This is a genomic window from Shewanella sp. SM32 (genome assembly GCF_025654235.1).
In the GTDB taxonomy this organism is placed as follows: Bacteria; Pseudomonadota; Gammaproteobacteria; order Enterobacterales; family Shewanellaceae; genus Shewanella; species Shewanella oncorhynchi.
The window spans coordinates 155,194-173,741 of sequence record NZ_JAKKRO010000003.1; the positions used below are offsets into that span (position 1 = coordinate 155,194).

Here is an 18,548-nt window from a genome sequence, read left to right on the forward strand (position 1 = left end):
TTGAGGGGTAAATCATTCTTGACTGTTCGTTTAGATATAGCGTAAATTCTAACCTAACCGAACGTTCAGAAAAAGCCTTATGTGCCCGAATCGAGCATAAAGCACTGATAAAACTACAGGACTTTAGATGAAACTCTACGAATTAGCTCCGACTCCCAGCGCACGCCGCGTCAGTATTTTTCTTGCGGAAAAAGGCATAGAAGTGCCAAGAGTGAACGTCGATATCCGTGGAGGAGAAAATTTAAGCGCCGAGTTTAAAGCCAAAAGTGTAAATGGCCGCATTCCACTGCTCGAACTCGATGATGGCAGCTACCTGTGTGAATCTGTTGCCATTTGCCGCTATTTAGACGAAATCCACCCGAGTAAGCGTTCACTGTTTGGTAATACACCGCTTGAGCGCGCCAAAGTAGAAATGTGGCAACGCATCATAGAGTTACAAGGATTAATGGTCGGGTTTCAAGCCTTTCGTAATTTAAGCGGTGTCTATAAAGACAGGGAAAATTGTGTCGAGTCTTGGGGCGCAGAATCACGCCAAAGGGGCATTGACTTCCTACCAACCTTAGACCAACAATTGAGCAAGTCACCCTTTGTGGCAGGCGATGCATTCAGTATTGCCGATATTTCGGCTTACGTTTTTATCAGTTTTATTAAAAATTTAGACATCGAAGTGACTGATAACTTGCCGCATCTCAAGGCTTGGTTCAACACTATGGCGCAGCGTCCTGCCATAGTATCGTTAACCCCTAAAAAATAGCGGCGCTAATGCCTGATGATGAATATTCATGGGCACTAAAGTGAGTAGCTATAAGCGTTATAACCTAAAGGAATCATCATGATAGATTTATACACAGCCGCGACCCCTAACGGTTTTAAAATTTCCATCGCACTGGAAGAAATGGGACTTGAATATCGCGTCCATAAATTAGATTTCAGCACCAGTGAGCAAAAACAGCCAGAGTTTATCGCCATCAATCCCAATGGTCGCATTCCCGCCATTATCGACCGCGATAACGAGGATTTTGTGGTATTCGAATCGGGTGCGATTCTGCTGTATCTCGCCGAAAAAACAGGTAAATTCCTGCCAGCCGACCCGAAAAAGCGCTCACAGGTGATCCAATGGTTAATGTTCCAAATGAGCGGCGTCGGCCCCATGATGGGACAAGCCAACGTATTCTTTAGGTACTTCCCTGAAAAAATCCCCGCAGCCATTGACAGGTATCAAAAAGAAGGTCGACGTTTATTCGAGGTTATGAATACTCAACTAGCTACAAATCAATACCTTGCTGGTGACGAATACACGATTGCCGACATCGCAACTTGGCCTTGGGTGCGGATCCACGAGTGGAGCGGCATCAATATGGAAGGTCTGACACATTTGCAACGTTGGTTAGATGAGTTAGCACTCAGACCCGCGTGCCAAAAAGGCATAGTCACGCCACCACCGGTGGAAATGAGTGATGAAGAACGGGCTAAGCAAATCCAAAAGATGGTGACGAAATAATCACCTTCCAAGCGGTAATTGAGTGATAGTCTGCAAATAACCCTTTGGTACTGAATGCACTATAAGTCTCAGTGACTCAACCACAAAAAGCCCCGCAAGTTGATGCGACTTTGGGGCTTTTTTTCTGCCTGTTATCGGGCAAAACTGCTACACTCTGCGCCACTTATTTTTCCCCTCTGTTACAGTTATGCCTCCTACATAAGGCGCAGCCACAGAGAGCATAATTCAGGCTAAATTTATGGGTAATCCAAGCAGCTTCTCTTCCGGTATGGCATCTAACTCAGTCACATCATCAGCTTTAAATGTTCAGGCGAACACTCCTACGCAAAAACGTGCACTCAGTTACGCCAGTACAATTAAGCAATTATTCGATGAAATTCAAAGCAGTAAAATGCCCGCCGACCGTATTCTGGCCAACTACTTTAGAGAACATAAAAAACACGGCTCGAAGGACCGTAAAGTCATTCGTGAATCCTTATTTAGTCTGTTCCGCTGGTGGGGGTGGTTTCAGCGATTAGGCGATCAGCAAGAATCTGCCGTTTATTTTGCCAGCCTAAGCGCCAGTGCCCTATTGGAAGCCCATGCTTGGCAAGATATCGCCAACGCTTGGCATGAGTTATCGCAATCGCCCATCGATTATCAGCAAGCTCAAGCACTTGCCGTTGAAAGTCTCGACGACAAACTCACGCTAATGCAGCATTTATTTCCCGCGACTGAGTTTAAACCACAGGATTTATTACCCGACTGGTTCTGGCAAGTGTGCCCTGTAGATACGGCGCAGCAAACGCAATTAATTAATGCTATGTCTAGTCGCCCACCGATTTGGGGACGCGCGCAAGGGATCACTAGCCAAGATGCGGCGGCGCAGCTGCAAGCGATAGGTATCGATGCTAGTTATGGTCATTACTTTAACGATGCGATTAACCTTGGCAATAAGAGTATGAATCTTAATGAAATAGCCCTGTATAAAGACGGTAACATCGAGATCCAAGATTTGGCTTCACAGGTTATTGGTCAAATTTGCGCGCCTGAACCCGATGCCCATTGGTGGGATGCTTGCAGTGGTGCTGGCGGTAAAACCCTGCAACTGCGCTCTTTGATGTTAGCTAAAGCTGCTGATAACCAAACACCCTCTACGGGCAGCATTATATCGTCAGATATTCGCTCCAATGCCCTAGAAGAACTCACTAAACGCGCCCAAAGAGCTCACTTTAACGGTATTAGCGTTGCCCGTTGGAAGAGCGATGCCCTGCCGGTATCTGCGGATCATTTCGACGGTGTGTTAGTCGATGCCCCGTGCAGTTGTACTGGCACTTGGCGACGTAATCCCGACATGCGTTGGTTGGATGGTGTTGAAGCCGTGGCCGATAAAGCCGCGTTACAGCTCGATATTTTAAGCCGCAGTAGCAGCGCAGTTAAAGCGGGCGGCATCCTCGTTTACGCCACGTGTTCCCTGTCGCCGCTCGAGAACCAAGATGTAGTGACAGCGTTTTTACAGCAACATCCAGAGTTCACGCTCACGCCGATACGCCATCCTTTTACGGGTGAACAAACAGAAATGTTGACCGTATGGCCCTTTGAAGCGAATAGTGATGGTATGTTTGTCGCGCGTATGCTGCGCAGCAAGTAACACTAACTCATTATTTTGTATCAAAACTTGGCTCCTTTCATTCTGGGCGCCAGTTTCAATCATATAATATAATTTCCGATGATAATCAAACTTATCCTTTAATTATCATAAAGATAACCCACGCATCCCCCATTAAAATCTCAGATACGGCCATTTCAGTGGCAAGATATAGCCTTTGGACAAAACTTTTCACCATCAGTGATGAAATATTTCGCTTTAGCTTCATCTCACCTTTGGGTAAAAAGATCGGGTGCTGCGAATGGCACAGGTATTTTTGGAATTTTGACCATGTCACACTCCTATGAATTTGACGACGATGATGCGCCATGGGGCGATAACGTCAAAGGTAAGCAAAAGAATAAACGCGTGAAACAGCGCCGCAGGGATACTAAGCGACGTTACTCGGACGATAATACAGAGGTGGATTTCTACCAAAATAAATCGAAGTAACTGAATCTAAGTACCCTAGCCCACGGGTTTGTTTAACGAATTCGTTCAGCGCTAAGCCTGCCAAATCTGAGCAAGTTGGATAATATCCAACTTGCTACTCAACCCCGTTATCCCCTCTCAAATACTTAATCATTCCAGTGTAAAATCAATGGGCTTAATTGCTTATTTGCCCTATGCTTTTTGGGCTATAACTCCCAAATCATTGGACTTACACTGAAATTTAAGGATGAACGCCATGGAAAAACAGCGCCCCGACTTTATTTATCCCCAAGGCAGTATGTTGATGCACTCGCCCTTAGTGCTAAATAAAGCCGATATGTACGGTTTTTTTCTTAAGGGGAAACGGGGAAACCTGCAACGCTCTATCGATAAAACCCTGAATCAAGTTGCCGGCAGCGCAATGTATTTTAAGGTGCTGTCTCCCTACGTACTGACAACCTTCACTCAAATTGAAAAAGCATATTCCGCTTATCCAGAGGACAGAGCTAAGGGCTGGATCCAAGAAACGGACATCATCACTTGGATCATGGTCGGGCGCCAAGATAGCAGCGACAGTAAACAAATCAGCCAAGTGTATTTTCAGCCACTACACATTTGGGTGAACGATGCCATGGCCTTAATTAATGGCAGAGAACTCTTTGGTTATCCTAAGTATTTATGTGAATACACTATGCCAGCGGTTAGCGAGCCTCTGACGCGATTATCCCTTGAGACCAAAAGTTTTTTACATTTCTCACCCGAAACCGAACTTGCCCTGCATCCATTAATTGAAGTGAATTGCGATGCCAAACCCGAGGCACAGCTTTCAACCCTTGAAGCGATAACCCAAACTTGGCAACTCTTTAAAGAACAAACCGATTTTATTCCAGAACTTGACCAGCTTGGCGAAGAGCAGCTATTTCATCTGTTATTTAAACCCGCTATCGATCAAGTATTTCTAAAACAGTTCCCCGACTCGTCAGGGCAAAAAGCCATTTATCAACCCATCGTCGCCGCGCCTGCCCAAGTGAATAAAGTGCACAGTGTTGCCCTGCTAAAAAATGATTTTGTCGCGACCATTTTTAATAATGCCAGCTTCCCGTTAAAGGATACGCTCGGGGTCGAGATTGGTGAGCAGCACGTTTTACTCCCTTACCATGTGAACTTCGATTTTGAAGTGCCGCCCGGCGAGGTATTAGTCGATAACTCCGAAATCAAAAAACAGAAAATAGCCATTCTCGGTGGCGGTGTCGCGGCAATGACAGCAGCCTGTTATCTCACCGACAAACCCGGCTGGCAGAATCAATATGAGATTGATGTCTATCAACTCGGCTGGCGTATCGGTGGTAAAGGGGCTAGTGGCCGCAATGCCGCTATGGGACAACGCATCGAAGAACATGGTTTACACATCTGGTTTGGTTTCTATCAAAACGCGTTTGCCTTAATGCGCAAAGCGTATGAGGAATTGGATAGGCCAGCAAACGCGCCGCTTGCGACTTTTTTTGATGCCTTTAAACCCCATAACTTCATCGTCTTACAGGAAGAAGTTGATGGCCGTTCTGTAAGTTGGCCAATCACTTTCCCAATGCTACCAGGCATCCCAGGTGATGGCACCGAAACCCTCACCTTCTGGAAAGTCGTTAAAGTCGCCTTTGCGTGGATCAAAGAATGGCTCAAAGACATGGATGACCTGCTCGATGCAGATCAAAAAGTCATGGGAACACCTAAAAACTGGCTCGATAGCAGCTGGTTTGAACGCTTAAAAGATAAGTTAGAGGATTCGGTCGAAGATGCCAAAGAATCACTCGACGCGCTCGGTGATAAGCTTGAATGCCATTTTAATCAAATGATTGGCCGCGAGTGCGATGAGCATGTACACAGTGAAAGTGACGATGGTTTTGTAGAATCAGCTGTCGATGCCCTGCATCAAAGACTCGTGAAACGTTTTAGCGGACATTTAGATAATAATGACGAACTGCGCCACTTATATATAGCCGCCGATCTGGGGCTCACGATCCTCAAGGGCATGTTTGCCGACGATGTATTTGAAAAAGGCTTTGATGCCATCAATGGCTATGATTATCGCGAATGGTTAACCAAACACGGCGCCAGCCTTAAGTACACAGTCGACAGTGCGCCAGTGCGCGGTTTTTACGACTTAGTGTTTGCCTATGAAAAAGGGAACTTCGACAAACCCAATGTCGAAGCGGGCACAATTATCCGCGCTATGCTGCGTATTGCCCTGTGCTATCAAGGTGGCGTGATGTGGAAAATGCAGGCGGGCATGGGTGATGTTGTGTTTACACCTTTTTACGAAGTGCTCAAACGCCGCGGAGTCAATTTCCACTACTTCAATCGAGTTGATAATCTCGAATGCCGTAATCAAAGTATTCAAGCGATTGAGATCACTGAGCAAGTAGCTCTGGCGCCGACTGTCACAAACTACGATCCTTTAGTCGATGTGAAAGGTCTCGCTTGCTGGCCGAGTACGCCCAATTATGAGCAGCTTGAGCCTGAGCAATCGGCACTGCTTAAAGCCCATAATATCAATCTTGAACACTTCTGGAGCGATTGGGACAGCGTGTATGAAACTCACTTTGGCAAAGCCCTGCCGAAAAAGCGTTTAGTCAAAGGCGTAGATTTCGACAAAGTGATCTTCGGTCTATCCATAGGTTCTGTGCCCCACGTGGCGAGTGAAGTCATGGCACAAAGCCCAGCCCTCAAGCTTTGCGTTGATAAGGTGCAAACTGTCGCCACTCAAGCCTATCAACTGTGGATGAACCAAGATCTGAATGGGATAGGCTGGCCTAATTACTCTGAAGATAGCGAGGAGCCCGTATTATCGGGCTTCACCGAACCCTTCGATACTTGGGCATCGATGAACCAACTGCTAGACAAAGAAGATTGGCGCGGCTTAGAACCTAAAAATGCCAGTTACTTTTGCTCGGCATTGCCTGTCGAGGCCTATCCACCAAGCTCGGATGTAGATTTCCAACAACGGAAAACCTTAGAAGCTAAAGCGGGTGCTATCCATCAACTTAATACCGAAATCCATAAACTTTGGCAAAATGTCGATGATAGCTTCCCTTGGGAATGGTTACACGATGAACAAGACCGCCAAGGTGTTGCCCGCTTCGATAGCCAATATTGGCGCGCAAATGTAGACCCATCCGAGCGTTATGTCTTATCGGTTAAAGACAGCTCGCAGTATCGCATCACGACGGATGGCACAGGGATAGATAACCTGTATATGACGGGCGATTGGATAAAGACATGTTCGTGGCCACTCAGAATGAGATTTCGCGGCAGACTGAGATTTACCTTTATGATGAACATGAATCTAGGCCGCAAGCTAACCTACTGATATTTTTTGCTGTTTGACTAGCTAGGATTAGCAAATGGATATTCAGATAAAAATTACGGACGGTTTCTTATTCGATTAGATTGAAATTTTCATCTAAAGTCTGATATTGAAGATGTCATTGAGCTATTGGATTTTCGCGTCTCTACGTGAATGCTTTAAGATTTTGTGTAACCATATGCGAAAGAAATCATGTAAAACGCGCAGTAACAGCTTTAAAGCAGATTTACTTATGCAGAAAGCCTTCAAGTTCGAAGATATGATATGACTCTATCGAAACGGATGTTAAAGCGACCTAAACTCTGGCTAAGTGATACATTTGTCTTACCGGCTATAAATGCACTGATTGATACATGGAATCTTTAGAAATGAACTGAGCAACTGAGCAACTGAGTTCCTGTGTATAAATGTGTCAGTAAATAATGAGTTCATTGAACGGTTAATAGTGTTATCTGAGTCTCCAAGAATGTCGATAAATGACGTTATCGGCATTAGCGTAAAACTGTATTTTTCTTGAATAATAGCTTATGCACATAATAACAAACTGTATTCATCTAATTGAATCATGATGGACAACAAAAACTGTGTATGTCGAGGGTACACTGCCCTAACTTGTTACGAATTGCGAAGCTAGTAAATCTCAGCGCATGGCCCACTTTATACTCTTTAGACCCCAAAAATCTCATACTCAATAAAACATTGATGAGCTATATCTTGGTACGCCTTCCCTCATTAGTTGCTAAAATTGGACTAAGTGTTAATTGCGTAGTTCAAATAAAATCGAGTCATGACTACGTTACTACTATCTCCCTTATCCACCCTCGCCCATCAATCTCTGTAAAGGTTTGTTCTAAGTATAACAACCTATTATTTAAAGTTACTGCCATCCAGTAAGTGACTGAAATTATGTAACTTAATTTTTTATAATGAGGTTTAGAGGATTGTATGTTGCGTCGCTACGTGAGCTGTTTAGAGTGTTGGCTAGCATAGCCATCTATTATTCACGTAGCAACGCGTTCTTTTTGACGTGCTCTTTAATAGAACTATTACTATCTTCGACACGCCTTTAATTATAACGTCCAATCGTAAGAGAAGTTTAAGCAGCCAGCTGTGGTGTTTAATCTACTAGTCGCTTAATTAGCTAGCATCGAACTTTGGAGTTGAATTCGGGACTATTCATCTATTCCAGTGAGAATATATTCATTTCTGTTATTTGAATTAACAGTAATGCTTTTTATTACCCAGCCGCCCTGTTGGCTCAAAGACCCTTGCAATCCTGTCGCAGCAGACCATTTTACCATAGTATATAAATAATACATGCCATCAGGAACATCATAAAACTTAAATCTACCATCTGCATCTGCTGTCACCTCTTTAAGAAAAAGAGATATTCGACTATCAGGGTATTCAGGCTCTAAGACAATAGGAGCTTTCCCATGCTTTTTATATATTATTGCATCAACAAATTGCTTTGAGTAAGAGGTTACAGGACTCAAGAAAACTTTATTACCAGAGCATGTTTTTACATCTCCTCCAATTGTTTTTAAAAAACCTTGCCCCGATACAATATTAGCACCTGTTTTATTTAACTTTTCATATTCATTAACAGGCCATTCAACTCTAGGTTCTCGTGCAACTTCATAATGATAATTTTGCTGTTGAGCGCAACCAACAACAATAAAAAAAAAGAAGAAAGCAAATAATTTGTTTAACATGACTTACAGCACTCCGTTATCCATAAATATACAGTTGTTTTATTAAATGTAACATACAAACATCTTAATGTTGACATTTTGCACGATTTACTCAAAAAATAATGTCCTCAAATACACCAAAAACGCCTTAATTCTCTGATTGTTGCTACTGAGTCTATACTCGATGGCAATCAACTCTCGTTAACCCAGTTAGGACGGAACATAACGGGTAACGTTGCACCAAAACACAATATCGAGCGTATTGACCGACTGCTCGGAAATCTACATGTTGTCAAAGATAAGTTCGCTATTTATCAATGGTATGCACAGTATCTCTGCGGCTCAAATCCGATGCCCATTATTCTTGTGGATTGGTCTGATGTGCGCGAACAACTGCGATTGATTACCTTACGCGCATCAATCAGTGTTAAAGGTCGCTCCATTACTTTGTACGAACGCACTTTTCTGTTTGAAGATTACAATGCCCCACGCAGTCATAACGCTTTCTTAGCTGAGCATGCTAACGTATTGCCGCCAGGATGCTGCCCGCTCATTGTCACCGATGCAGGTTATCGCAATACTTGGTTTAGGGAAGTCGAGCGCCATGGCTGGTTTTGGCTAGGGAGAGTTCGCGGTGATGTCAGTTTTATGCTCAACGGCCAAACATCATAGCAGTCAAATAAATCCCTCTACCCTAAAGCGAATTCAACCGCGAAATACATAGGTAGCGTCAAGTTAGCGCGCAAGTCTCCGCTACAATGTTGCCTGCACTTGTTTAAAGCTAAACCTAAGCTGCGTAAGGATAAACGTTCTTCTAAGGCTGGGCGAAATCACACTGCACAAAAGAGTTACAGCTTAGGGAGAAAAGAGCCTTGGCTACTCGCAACAAATTTACCGCCGGACTACTTTGGCCCTTCAAAGGTCGTCGATTTATATGCTAAGCGAATGCAAATTGAAGAAACCTTCCGCGATTTAAAAAGTCCGCAATATGGCATGGGCCTTAGACAAAGCCGCAGCCGTTGTCCAAAGCGATATGATGTATTGCTGCTCATCTCTATGCTGGCTGAAATCGTGTTATGGTGTATTGGGTTAGCGGCACAACACCTTGGATGGCAAAGATATTTTCAAGCCAATACGGTGAGAAAGCGGGCAGTGCTATCAATTGTTAGACTTGGAAAGGAAGTACGTAAAAGAGACAAATATCCGGTAAAGGAGACAATTTTTCGCTGGGCATTAATCGAATATATAAACTTAGTTCATGACGCTGGAAGACCTCAATTATGAGGGGATCCCCCAGCGCTAAGCGGACAAAAATTGCTAGCTATATCGCGAAGCGATGCCCAACTGTTTTTTATCAGTTTAAACAGCTTGTATGTTCTTTTTATACATTTTCAAAGAAAGTATTATCTTTCATAGTTTTTAATATGGTGTTTTTTTGTAAATGATGATCCAGAATCGTATCAATTTGGCTAAGGATACTATTCTCCATATTTTTCCTATATTCTACGCCCTCTTTACTCTTTACTCTTCATTTTCATTTGTACCGCCATATATGAAGGGTACTGCTCGCCCTCGGCGTTTTTCAAGCTAGTTGTCACCATTGACCGTTTTAAGCGGCCTGTTTTTCTACTTCTTTAACTGACTCTCTTTCCGGGTTTAGCGTTGTCGGCCCTACTGGTTCGCAGTTTCGCACTTCACGTTTTCCCCAACGGTTTGGGTTGGCTGCTTTCGCGGCTTCAATTCGTTCTTTACGTTGGGCCAGTATGGCTTCATCCTGACCGGTATGGCGTTGCTGTGGCGTCACGAACCGCAACTTGCTGTGCAAGTGCGGAACAGCGACTCTGCAAACGGATTATCGTTGCTAACCCTTGGCCTGCTGTACGATGTCGTCACACCAAGCTCATACGCTTTCATTCGCATCGTCTGCGATTTCATCGGTGCGCCGTTATCCGAATGCAGCACCACACCACTGTGTAAACATTTCTCCCGGATCAGCGTTTGCTCTAACAGCTTTGCTGCATGCTCACCTGATTCCTGTTCATGGACTTCACCACCAACAATTTTCCGGCTGAACACATCTTCGAGCATATAAAGGTAGTAAAACTGCCCACGCACCGTGCTCGGCAAGTAGGTGATATCCCAGCAAAACACCTGGCAAGGCCCTGTTGCGGTATAAGTCGTTGGCAGCGTTGACCCCTTCGGCGCTAAACTCCGGCCACGATGATGCAACTGACCAAAGGCTTTGAGTACCCGATAAATCGTTGATTCAGAACCATAATATTCATCATCATCCAACAGCGTTGGTACGATCTGCGATGGCGGCAAGCTGGCAAACTTTGGTCTATTACACACCTCGATGATCTTTGCTTGTTCTGCTGCCGTCAGCTTATTCGAGGGCGGTGGACGAACCGCATCCGGCCTTTGATCAGCGGTGATCTTGCCATCCCGATACCAGCGCCGATAGGTCCGCAATGTAATGCTAGCTTCTTCGCAGGCCAGAGGAAGCCTCGCTCCAGCCTGGTTCGCTTCCTGTATCAAGTTCACACATTCAGTGCGCTCTGAGACCAAGGTCAATCGTCCTCGTTGTCGTTCTCCCAAAGCGCATTTAACTTTTTTCTAAGCACCAACAATGCTGCGGTTTCAGCCAACGCTTTTTCTTTACGCCTCAGTTCGCTTTTTAACTGTTTGATTTCTTTATGGTCGGCTTGGCGCTGCCGTTTAGCTTCCAATTCCTGCTCGCGGGAGTTCATGAACCCACGCAGTGCATCGGCTTTCCATGCTTTTACCTGATCAACATACAGGCCTTTAGCCCGGCAATACTCGCTTAATTCAGCTTCATTTAAACTGGCGGTTTCAAGCACAGTGGCAAACTTTGCTTCTGCTGACCAATGTTCTGAGGTTGGTTTACTTCCGGGCACAGGACGACCTTGTTGTTTGGCTTTATCCCGCCAATTATACAAAGTTTGCAGCCCAATCCCTTCGTTTCTTGAAACTTCAGCTACGGTCATATTCGAAGGCGGCAGTAACTTATTTAAGATCTGCTGCTTACGTTCTTCACTATAACTCGGCACAATTAAGCCTTAACGCCCCAACTGGTTAAATTTTAAGTAGTGACAACTATCCTGCCAGAGCGGGCCCTTAACCCCCTCATGTCTATTAGACCAAAATAAACTCGCACTCAAAGAAGATTTAACAGTTAAATATGCAAAACCCCGTAAAATTGATTCTCGCGCCTCTGTTTTCCATACATAGGGAGTTTCAATACCCATTTTTTACAAAAAAATAAATGTAGGTATTCATTTCTTATCACTGGATGTGGGTGGCTACCTTTCACTGCATTTAAATTAGTTTCATACTTCCCAGTATAAAATCGATTAAACATGCACGTTATAGAGCATAATAATAAATAGAATGAATTAGGCGCATTTAAGTTTTCTCTGTTCAAATACTGCAGAGTTAAATCTAGACCTTCTATATCCGCAAGAATCTCTCGCGCTTGGCCTTTTAAGTCTTGAACATCCGAAACAGTTTCTATCTCATAAAAGACAATACGGTCAGTGGATTTATCCTTCAATTTATAATGACACTGAATCAGATGTGATAATTCATGAAAGAACACCCACAGAAGCATCATTTCAAATATATGAAATCTTGCAGGTACTGTTTTTCTTAATACTTCATGTCTAACATCTTTCAGTTGTTTTTCTAGCTTATCCTCTGCTACTCTTAACCAAGTGTCAGCATACACTTTAGTGATAGGGCTAAGATCTTAAGGCACAATGGATGGAATCCCTGATTCAAATTTGAAAGACGTTTCTTTAAAAGCATCCCAACTTTCATTACTAAAAGTATCAGTAGTTTGGTGTACTTTCTCCGTATACACTGGAAATGTTAAACAGTCCCTATATATTTCATGAATCATTCCCATGTTAATTATGATTTCAGGATTTAATGGCTTTGATAACAGAACTTTTGCCCCCGCATTTACAGAAGTAGCTAAAGGCGTTGTTATTGATAACTTTCCTCCTAAAGGTTCAAAAATAAATTTATTTGACCAATCACAAGCTTTATCTAGTATTTGTCCAGATAGTGTGTCGATAAGAACAAGGGGTATACAGTCATCTTCTTCTTTGGTCTCTAATGCAGTCATTATAGTTGAGGCTCATTTAAGGTAACACTGGAACATAACGCTCCGCTCACCCGCACATACTGCGGAGAGCGTTTTTGTGTAAAGTGGCGCGAGCGACACACAAAAACGAGCATAGCAGTATGTATCGGCGTGCAGCTGTTTGTTAGGTATTTCTAATGACATACTTTGCGGCTTCAATTCGCTTATTCATAAAATCAATTAATTTCTTATATAGATCCATTTTCATCTCAAAATATCTGAGAGGGAAACGGCCCCGAACATTCTGACACATTAGATAGTTGTGACTATACAGCTGAGCCTGTTTTTCAGCACTTTCTAATTCGAATTCAGCTCGCTCCTTTCTATAGGCACCGTCTATATTCAAAGACAAGAACAGCTGACCATTGTACCGCCAAGGATTTTGTTTTAGTTCATAATCAAACATAGTTAGATAGCCCGATTTCACTACAATGTTTGTTATCTCCGCATCATAGGCTTGGTTATCAATTACAAATTGATCTAAGTTTTCAAAGCTTTGTATATCGCTTCGTGTAAGCTCCCTAACTGCTTTTAGAATATAATTTGTTATGTCCGTTTGTCTTTGGATCGGGCTATCACTCCTTGCGAACTCGACTTCATAACCCTCTGCAATTCGAAGGCAGCCATCTACGACGCTTGTATGCAAAGACTGTTGTAAGTCCTTAGGTGTGCAGTAATCCGAATTGTTAACGAGTCGCAAACCGGCATACTCATAAGATTGTGCTACTAAACGAGAGCAAAACTGCCTATTTAGTTTATCACCACGGTAAAGAGGATTTCTCGTTCTTACAGCCTCTTTCACTGAATACGACGTTCCTATTTGAGAGCGAGCAAACATTATTGCTTGATCCACATAATTTCCGTTTAATACTCGGCATACCTCAGCATGTTTTTTGTTGTCAAAGAGCAATCGCTGAATATTATTTGAATGAACTCCCTGCCCGTCAGAGTGAATAAAACTTCCATCTCCGACATAGAGTATTGCATGAGAAAATTTACTAAAAGTGGATAAGCGAACCGCTTTGCTGATAGCCCCTACCTGAGAAGTCAGGATAATGTCGCCAGGTTTAAGCAAATTCATTTCAAATATATACATTCGATCGGCACTCTTACCTAACTCCGCATTAAGCGGACTAAAATTGTGGGTTATACTGTGGAGCGAAGCGGAACGTAACCAACTGTTTTAGTTCCGTTTAAATGCCTTGTTAGTTGTCATTTCTTGAAGTAGATATCTGCATTAACGAAATTTTTAGTATTCTCTGTGTTTATCACATCTAAGGCTTCTTTAATGTGGGCTGTATATGACAACCATTTTTCATTGTTATATTTTTTTATAGCGGTGAGAATAAAATATTCGGTCATGTGGAACATATTCAAGGTATTTTTCAACTGACATTTTTTTAGTTCATCATAGTACAAATGATAATCATCTAAGATTATAGTTTTAGAGAACTCGATTAGCTCCAGCAAACTTTCAACTTGCCGTTCTTCATAAAGATTAGATGGCGAATCTACAGATAAAATAGTTTCTTGGTCTATCTCTTCAAACCACTTTTTGTGGTTATATTCAGGGAGCCCTTTCGCAACGCTACTGTCTAGATACTCTAATTTAAACGATAGCATCAATCTAGATAAGGTATCTTTAGCAGCCTTGAGTTCATCTCCGTAATAGTTACCTTTAAGTAACCCATTTAATCTTTTATCTTTGTGCTCTTGTTTTATATCACCATCATCAATTGCGAGAATCGAGAAATGTGGCACATTGCTATTTTCCAACTGTTTGGCATACATTAAAAAGCCAAATAGACAGGCTGCTTGGTTACCCCAAGCTCCAGCATAAATATATTTCATTGGTAAATTTGTCCAATCTCCAGCAATAATATCTATAACTTGCTTGGCTAAAGCATCCTCTACAACCAAATAAAAGCAAGAGACATGCTTATGCGTAAAACTACCTGTTCGGGTTTCGACAACGTCCCCATTTAAACGTTTTTCTACGATATGGATACCGGTTACTCCAATTGTTGGAAGTTCGATATTAATTGTATCTTTGTCATTCATGTTACAAACCTACCCCTGACAACTAACGCTCAAAGCAAGCGCGCGGCGCGCGTCGCTTTGCCTTTGCTTGTTATGTGTTTTCTCAAAATATGCAATGTAAAAGTATTCCTATAGTAAATGCGATTAGTAACAGCCCAAAGAGCGAAACCAAAGAATTTCCCCATAGATAGTTTTCAACTTCTTCATGCAATTCAAGCTCATACTTGGGGTGCTTTCCCGCCGAGATAAGGCGTAAAGAGTAGTAACCCACAACGTAACATAATTTATAAAAAAACATTTCAACGAAAAGCCAAAAAACACCTCTGGCTATTAATGAAATAAAGTCTTCCATGGCTCACCAAAACACATAACGTCTTAGTATTTATGCGCTGTTTGTAGGGCATAAATCGCTTGTTGGACTTGGCCGATGCCTTATCCAGATTAATTGGTATGCTCCATGCTATAGGAATTTGCTTTTTTGAGGCAAGGTCTGAGCTGCAGAGCTGTTTTGAGCAAATAATATTTCGTGTTTTCTGCGTATTTCATTGAAAATCCTTTGTCACGGTTGTGTTCCATCGCATCTTTTTAAGTCTAGCTGATTCGAGCAGGCTTAATCAGTCCACTAAATCGCAGTTAAGCTCCGCGCAGCGGCTTAGTTCAACGCCCGGCACAGCGCCTTGGTAACTTGGCACGTAATTGCGCAGCAATTTGAGTGACAGGTTGACAAGTCCGTTGCTGCCGCTTGTTATGACTTACCTCCAGCGTTAGGGTGCTGAACATTATTAATATCAACCAAATCCCAAATTTCGCCTTTGTTACGATACAGTCTTTTATTTAATTTTGGATAATCTGCAACATCGTGGTCTAACCGCTCACCACTACAATGCAGCGTAACACTTTACTGCCTGTATTTAAAATCGTATGAGCTAAACCATTTGCTCGATAACCAATAAAGTCCCCTTCGGATATTTCGAACTCTTCAAAACCAATCTGTGCTGTGGCGCTACCGCTTAATACGTAAACACATTCGTCTTCAAACTTATGAGAATGAAACTCTGTTGATTCTCTATTTGGTGGAACTTCGATAATATGGAAGCCAAAACCTTTAAGACCTGTTAAATCTCCAAGAGATTTGTTCACTCGAACAGCATTGTCATTGAGGTAATGTGTCTTACTTAAGCCTTCCATTTCTTCAATTTCAGATTTCTTAACAATGTATCTATCCATGTGATCTCTAATTGTCATAATGACAAGCTAAGCGGCGCAACTTTGCTGCGTCCTTGCTTAAGCGCTTTGTTAAATTTTTACCCGACAATGGTAGGAGGCAAGTATATGGTAAATTCATTTATTGGCTCGATTAACACACTGTAGGGAGTGTTTTGCTCTTCTTCTTTAACAATACTAATATTAGATAAAAGCTTGAAACGAGCTGATTTTAGCTTGGCAGGCTTAACCTCAAGCTCTTTGTGCCACACTCGATAAGTACCGAGTTTATTATCTCTTCGATGATAAAATCCAGCTAGCGGATGCGTTAGATAGACCAAGGCAGACTCAACATCGGGAAAGCCTGGGAATTCTAATAAGTCAGATTCCGATTGAACCAAATCAACTGAAGCTTCAGCCCACTCGGATACAGTTTCCATATGGTACTTTTGGTACAAGCCATTAGCTTCATTAAGAGTGCAGTCAAAGCTAACTTTTCCAGCATGCCAAGGAAGGTTCCAAAGGTATCTTGGCACTGCTAGCGTCCAAGAATCTAAAGTAGTGCCAAGGAACCAAACACAACGTTCACCCGTTTCATTATCGATAATATATATTCGATAGTTTGTTTGACCCATTGTAAATTTGGGGAACGGGAAGATTGCTGAAGTAAAGTCAACATCAATGAATGGAACTACAGATATAAGCCCCATCTCTTGGCCGTTGATTTCAACTGTGTCTAATTGAAACCGTTCAGGAAATATACCTTGAAACCTCACAGAAGGGACGGCGTAAGTAATGATTGCGAAATGCTTCAAACCACACAGTATATCTATACCTTTTGGTTTAGGCCTTTATATCAAATAGTCTTTTAACTTCCGTGATTCTTGCACGATTTTTCCCTGAAATTTAACGCACGCCTAAACGGCGAGCAACTTGTTGCGAGTCCAGCGGCAGCAGGCCGCGATGTTTAAGGCGCTTGTTAAGTGTTGCTATACCAGCAGTCACTTTCGAACGCTTCTGGTATTTTTTGTTCAGTTGGATCATCAAACCCTAGTTCTTCTAGTCTGTCGAACCATGTGTCTCTTTTCGAAAGAGGCAATTTTGAACCACACCAAGGAAAAAGCTTATGTCTAGCGAAGAGCTGCCACCATCATGGATGATTAACCCATACTCATCAAACTTTGGGATGTAGCTGACCACTACACTATTTCACATAGCATTTTATTAGTTCGCATACGCGTTTATCACATTAGCCCAGTAAAACACGCATAGTTAACTATTTGTATGCAAAGAACTTATCAGCTTTCTATCAAATACACCATCTGGAAATACGCGCATGTGCGTTTTCCAAACCTATCAACTAAAAGCAGGTGCATATAATTGATTTATATTATTTTATTTACTCTCAGTTGAGTTGATAAGCACTGATATTGTGCTTCGAATCACACAAAAATATCTAAATTTAAATACGACTGTATACCGATAGATTGTTAGTTGCTTTATGGTAGGGCCAAACATCAGAAAAATAGATAAGAATTTGTAGTGCAACTGATAAGGAAATTTTAGATAGAGCTAACGAGCAAAAAAACAGAATGGGGGAGAACAGACTTTCATCAGTCTGTTCTGTTATAGACGGGGAATTTAGATCAAAAAGTCTTCGATTAAACGGCCATTTTCAATTTGTTGTTTGAAAACAGTTGGCATTCTACCTTGCCCTGTCCAAGTGACAGTTTCGCCCTCAACTACGATTGAATATTTAGCTGGACGTGGTGCTCTTATGCTTTTTACTTTAGCAGTAACACCGCCAAGATCATCAAGTGATAAACCAGCTGACTCAATCATCTTTTGAAGTTCTGCAATTTTAGCGATACGCTCAGCATTTGCTTCAGCTTCAGCACTCGCTTCTTCTTCTCTTTCAGCAACGATCTTGCCTAACTTTTCGCACACATCTTTTAGTTCAGCAACAGATAACTCTTTAACAGAAGCTTTTAAACGACGAGCATGAGTTAAGATCTCTAAAAATTCAGACATTGTATTTCCCTGATAAGTTTATATCGCAGCAATATAGCTGATTTTCAATTTGTAATGAATACACTAAGAGATTCAATTTTAATAGAAGTTAAAGTGCAGTTTTCGCGAGTTATAGCGCTTAATCGAAGTGTTTTGCGCATTATCGTGACAAACTTGTCTCAAACTTAGTTTATGCGGAAAATATGCATAAATAGTCAAGCATCTATCAGTCTTTATTGTTTCACGCTTAATCAGCAGAGAAAATGCGATAGCATGACTGAATAGCAAGCGACTCACTTTGGGACAGAAATCATTTAGTAGCTTTACTTATTAGCTCCATTTGTGGGCCAATGACCTATCCAGAAAATGCATAATAATTAAACTAATTTGAATATTCATATCTGCTATCTCGAAAAAAAACAGCACTAATTTAAAAATATCGAGCTCTTTTCATCAAGCATTAACTACGTGAAAAGAGCTCTTCATATCACTACAACTGCCCACCCACACCT

14 protein-coding genes and 3 pseudogenes are annotated in these 18,548 nt (G+C 42.2%); 6 read left to right on the forward strand and 11 right to left on the reverse strand.

Annotated features, from left to right (window positions below; all coding sequences use genetic code 11):
• The first annotated feature begins 127 nt into the window (after window positions 1–127).
• From L5M10_RS02295 to L5M10_RS02315, 5 genes are all read left to right on the forward strand, one after another.
• The gene (locus tag L5M10_RS02295; protein WP_263206383.1) at window positions 128–754 is read left to right on the forward strand and encodes a glutathione S-transferase family protein; all 627 of its coding nucleotides are present in this window, start codon (window positions 128–130) and stop codon (window positions 752–754) included.
• A 78-nt stretch (window positions 755–832) separates the two neighbouring features.
• Entirely contained in the window at window positions 833–1,501 is a 669-nt protein-coding gene (locus tag L5M10_RS02300; protein WP_014610189.1) for a glutathione S-transferase family protein, read from the forward strand.
• Between the two features lie 238 nt (window positions 1,502–1,739).
• Window positions 1,740–3,131 carry an RsmB/NOP family class I SAM-dependent RNA methyltransferase gene (locus L5M10_RS02305; RefSeq protein WP_263254780.1) on the forward strand — a complete coding sequence of 464 codons (1,392 nt, stop codon included), beginning with the start codon at window positions 1,740–1,742 and terminating at the stop codon, window positions 3,129–3,131.
• A gap of 288 nt (window positions 3,132–3,419) precedes the next feature.
• Window positions 3,420–3,581 (forward strand): hypothetical protein, encoded by a 162-nt coding sequence (locus tag L5M10_RS02310; protein ID WP_006080915.1) that lies wholly within the window; start codon window positions 3,420–3,422, stop codon window positions 3,579–3,581.
• A gap of 235 nt (window positions 3,582–3,816) precedes the next feature.
• Window positions 3,817–6,924, forward strand: a complete 3,108-nt coding sequence (locus tag L5M10_RS02315; RefSeq protein ID WP_263254781.1) for an NAD(P)-binding protein — start codon at window positions 3,817–3,819, stop codon at window positions 6,922–6,924.
• Window positions 6,925–8,093: 1,169 nt separating this feature from the next.
• On the opposite strand, the gene L5M10_RS02320 is transcribed toward L5M10_RS02315, so the two are convergent.
• Complete coding sequence (locus L5M10_RS02320) at window positions 8,094–8,636, reverse strand: hypothetical protein (protein WP_115334631.1); 543 nt, start codon at window positions 8,634–8,636, stop codon at window positions 8,094–8,096.
• Between the two features lie 111 nt (window positions 8,637–8,747).
• On the opposite strand from L5M10_RS02320, the pseudogene L5M10_RS02325 reads away from it, so the two are divergent.
• A pseudogene (locus L5M10_RS02325) lies at window positions 8,748–9,899 on the forward strand (IS4 family transposase).
• A 325-nt stretch (window positions 9,900–10,224) separates the two neighbouring features.
• Here L5M10_RS02325 and L5M10_RS02330 read toward each other — a convergent pair.
• The 10 genes and pseudogenes from L5M10_RS02330 to L5M10_RS02370 all read right to left on the reverse strand — a co-directional run bounded on the left by L5M10_RS02330 (window position 10,225) and on the right by L5M10_RS02370 (window position 18,057).
• Window positions 10,225–11,686 (reverse strand): annotated as a pseudogene (locus L5M10_RS02330) (IS3 family transposase).
• 125 nt (window positions 11,687–11,811) lie between these two features.
• Window positions 11,812–12,363, reverse strand: a complete 552-nt coding sequence (locus L5M10_RS02335) for a hypothetical protein (protein WP_263191996.1) — start codon at window positions 12,361–12,363, stop codon at window positions 11,812–11,814.
• 21 nt (window positions 12,364–12,384) lie between these two features.
• Window positions 12,385–12,765: a hypothetical protein gene (locus tag L5M10_RS02340; protein WP_263191997.1), complete on the reverse strand. Its 381-nt coding sequence runs from the start codon at window positions 12,763–12,765 to the stop codon at window positions 12,385–12,387.
• 142 nt (window positions 12,766–12,907) lie between these two features.
• Entirely contained in the window at window positions 12,908–13,879 is a 972-nt protein-coding gene (locus L5M10_RS02345; protein WP_263191998.1) for a YiiX/YebB-like N1pC/P60 family cysteine hydrolase, read from the reverse strand.
• Between the two features lie 116 nt (window positions 13,880–13,995).
• Window positions 13,996–14,844, reverse strand: a complete 849-nt coding sequence (locus L5M10_RS02350) for a hypothetical protein (protein ID WP_263191999.1) — start codon at window positions 14,842–14,844, stop codon at window positions 13,996–13,998.
• Between the two features lie 843 nt (window positions 14,845–15,687).
• Entirely contained in the window at window positions 15,688–16,050 is a 363-nt protein-coding gene (locus L5M10_RS02355; protein WP_263192000.1) for a cupin domain-containing protein, read from the reverse strand.
• A gap of 77 nt (window positions 16,051–16,127) precedes the next feature.
• The gene (locus L5M10_RS02360; RefSeq protein ID WP_317630133.1) at window positions 16,128–16,841 is read right to left on the reverse strand and encodes a DUF2071 domain-containing protein; all 714 of its coding nucleotides are present in this window, start codon (window positions 16,839–16,841) and stop codon (window positions 16,128–16,130) included.
• A 91-nt stretch (window positions 16,842–16,932) separates the two neighbouring features.
• The gene (locus L5M10_RS02365; RefSeq protein ID WP_263254782.1) at window positions 16,933–17,070 is read right to left on the reverse strand and encodes a hypothetical protein; all 138 of its coding nucleotides are present in this window, start codon (window positions 17,068–17,070) and stop codon (window positions 16,933–16,935) included.
• Window positions 17,006–17,226: pseudogene (locus L5M10_RS24205) on the reverse strand (DUF6980 family protein). Before L5M10_RS24205 ends, L5M10_RS02365 begins: the two are co-directional and overlap by 65 nt.
• A 441-nt stretch (window positions 17,227–17,667) precedes the next feature.
• Window positions 17,668–18,057, reverse strand: coding sequence for an H-NS family nucleoid-associated regulatory protein (locus L5M10_RS02370; RefSeq protein ID WP_263254783.1), 390 nt, complete (start codon window positions 18,055–18,057; stop codon window positions 17,668–17,670).
• Window positions 18,058–18,548 lie beyond the last annotated feature (491 nt).

What these genes read in the sequence shown, in the direction of transcription:
- L5M10_RS02355 (WP_263192000.1), bottom strand. Translation starts at nt 16,050, where the DNA reads ATGGATAGATACATTGTTAAGAAATCTGAAATTGAAGAAATGGAAGGC.
- L5M10_RS02345 (WP_263191998.1), bottom strand. Translation starts at nt 13,879, where the DNA reads ATGTATATATTTGAAATGAATTTGCTTAAACCTGGCGACATTATCCTG.
- L5M10_RS02315 (WP_263254781.1), top strand. Translation starts at nt 3,817, where the DNA reads ATGGAAAAACAGCGCCCCGACTTTATTTATCCCCAAGGCAGTATGTTG.
- L5M10_RS02305 (WP_263254780.1), top strand. Translation starts at nt 1,740, where the DNA reads ATGGGTAATCCAAGCAGCTTCTCTTCCGGTATGGCATCTAACTCAGTC.
- L5M10_RS02310 (WP_006080915.1), top strand. Translation starts at nt 3,420, where the DNA reads ATGTCACACTCCTATGAATTTGACGACGATGATGCGCCATGGGGCGAT.
- L5M10_RS02320 (WP_115334631.1), bottom strand. Translation starts at nt 8,636, where the DNA reads ATGTTAAACAAATTATTTGCTTTCTTCTTTTTTTTTATTGTTGTTGGT.
- L5M10_RS02370 (WP_263254783.1), bottom strand. Translation starts at nt 18,057, where the DNA reads ATGTCTGAATTTTTAGAGATCTTAACTCATGCTCGTCGTTTAAAAGCT.
- L5M10_RS02340 (WP_263191997.1), bottom strand. Translation starts at nt 12,765, where the DNA reads ATGACTGCATTAGAGACCAAAGAAGAAGATGACTGTATACCCCTTGTT.
- L5M10_RS02300 (WP_014610189.1), top strand. Translation starts at nt 833, where the DNA reads ATGATAGATTTATACACAGCCGCGACCCCTAACGGTTTTAAAATTTCC.
- L5M10_RS02295 (WP_263206383.1), top strand. Translation starts at nt 128, where the DNA reads ATGAAACTCTACGAATTAGCTCCGACTCCCAGCGCACGCCGCGTCAGT.
- L5M10_RS02350 (WP_263191999.1), bottom strand. Translation starts at nt 14,844, where the DNA reads ATGAATGACAAAGATACAATTAATATCGAACTTCCAACAATTGGAGTA.
- L5M10_RS02365 (WP_263254782.1), bottom strand. Translation starts at nt 17,070, where the DNA reads ATGATCCAACTGAACAAAAAATACCAGAAGCGTTCGAAAGTGACTGCT.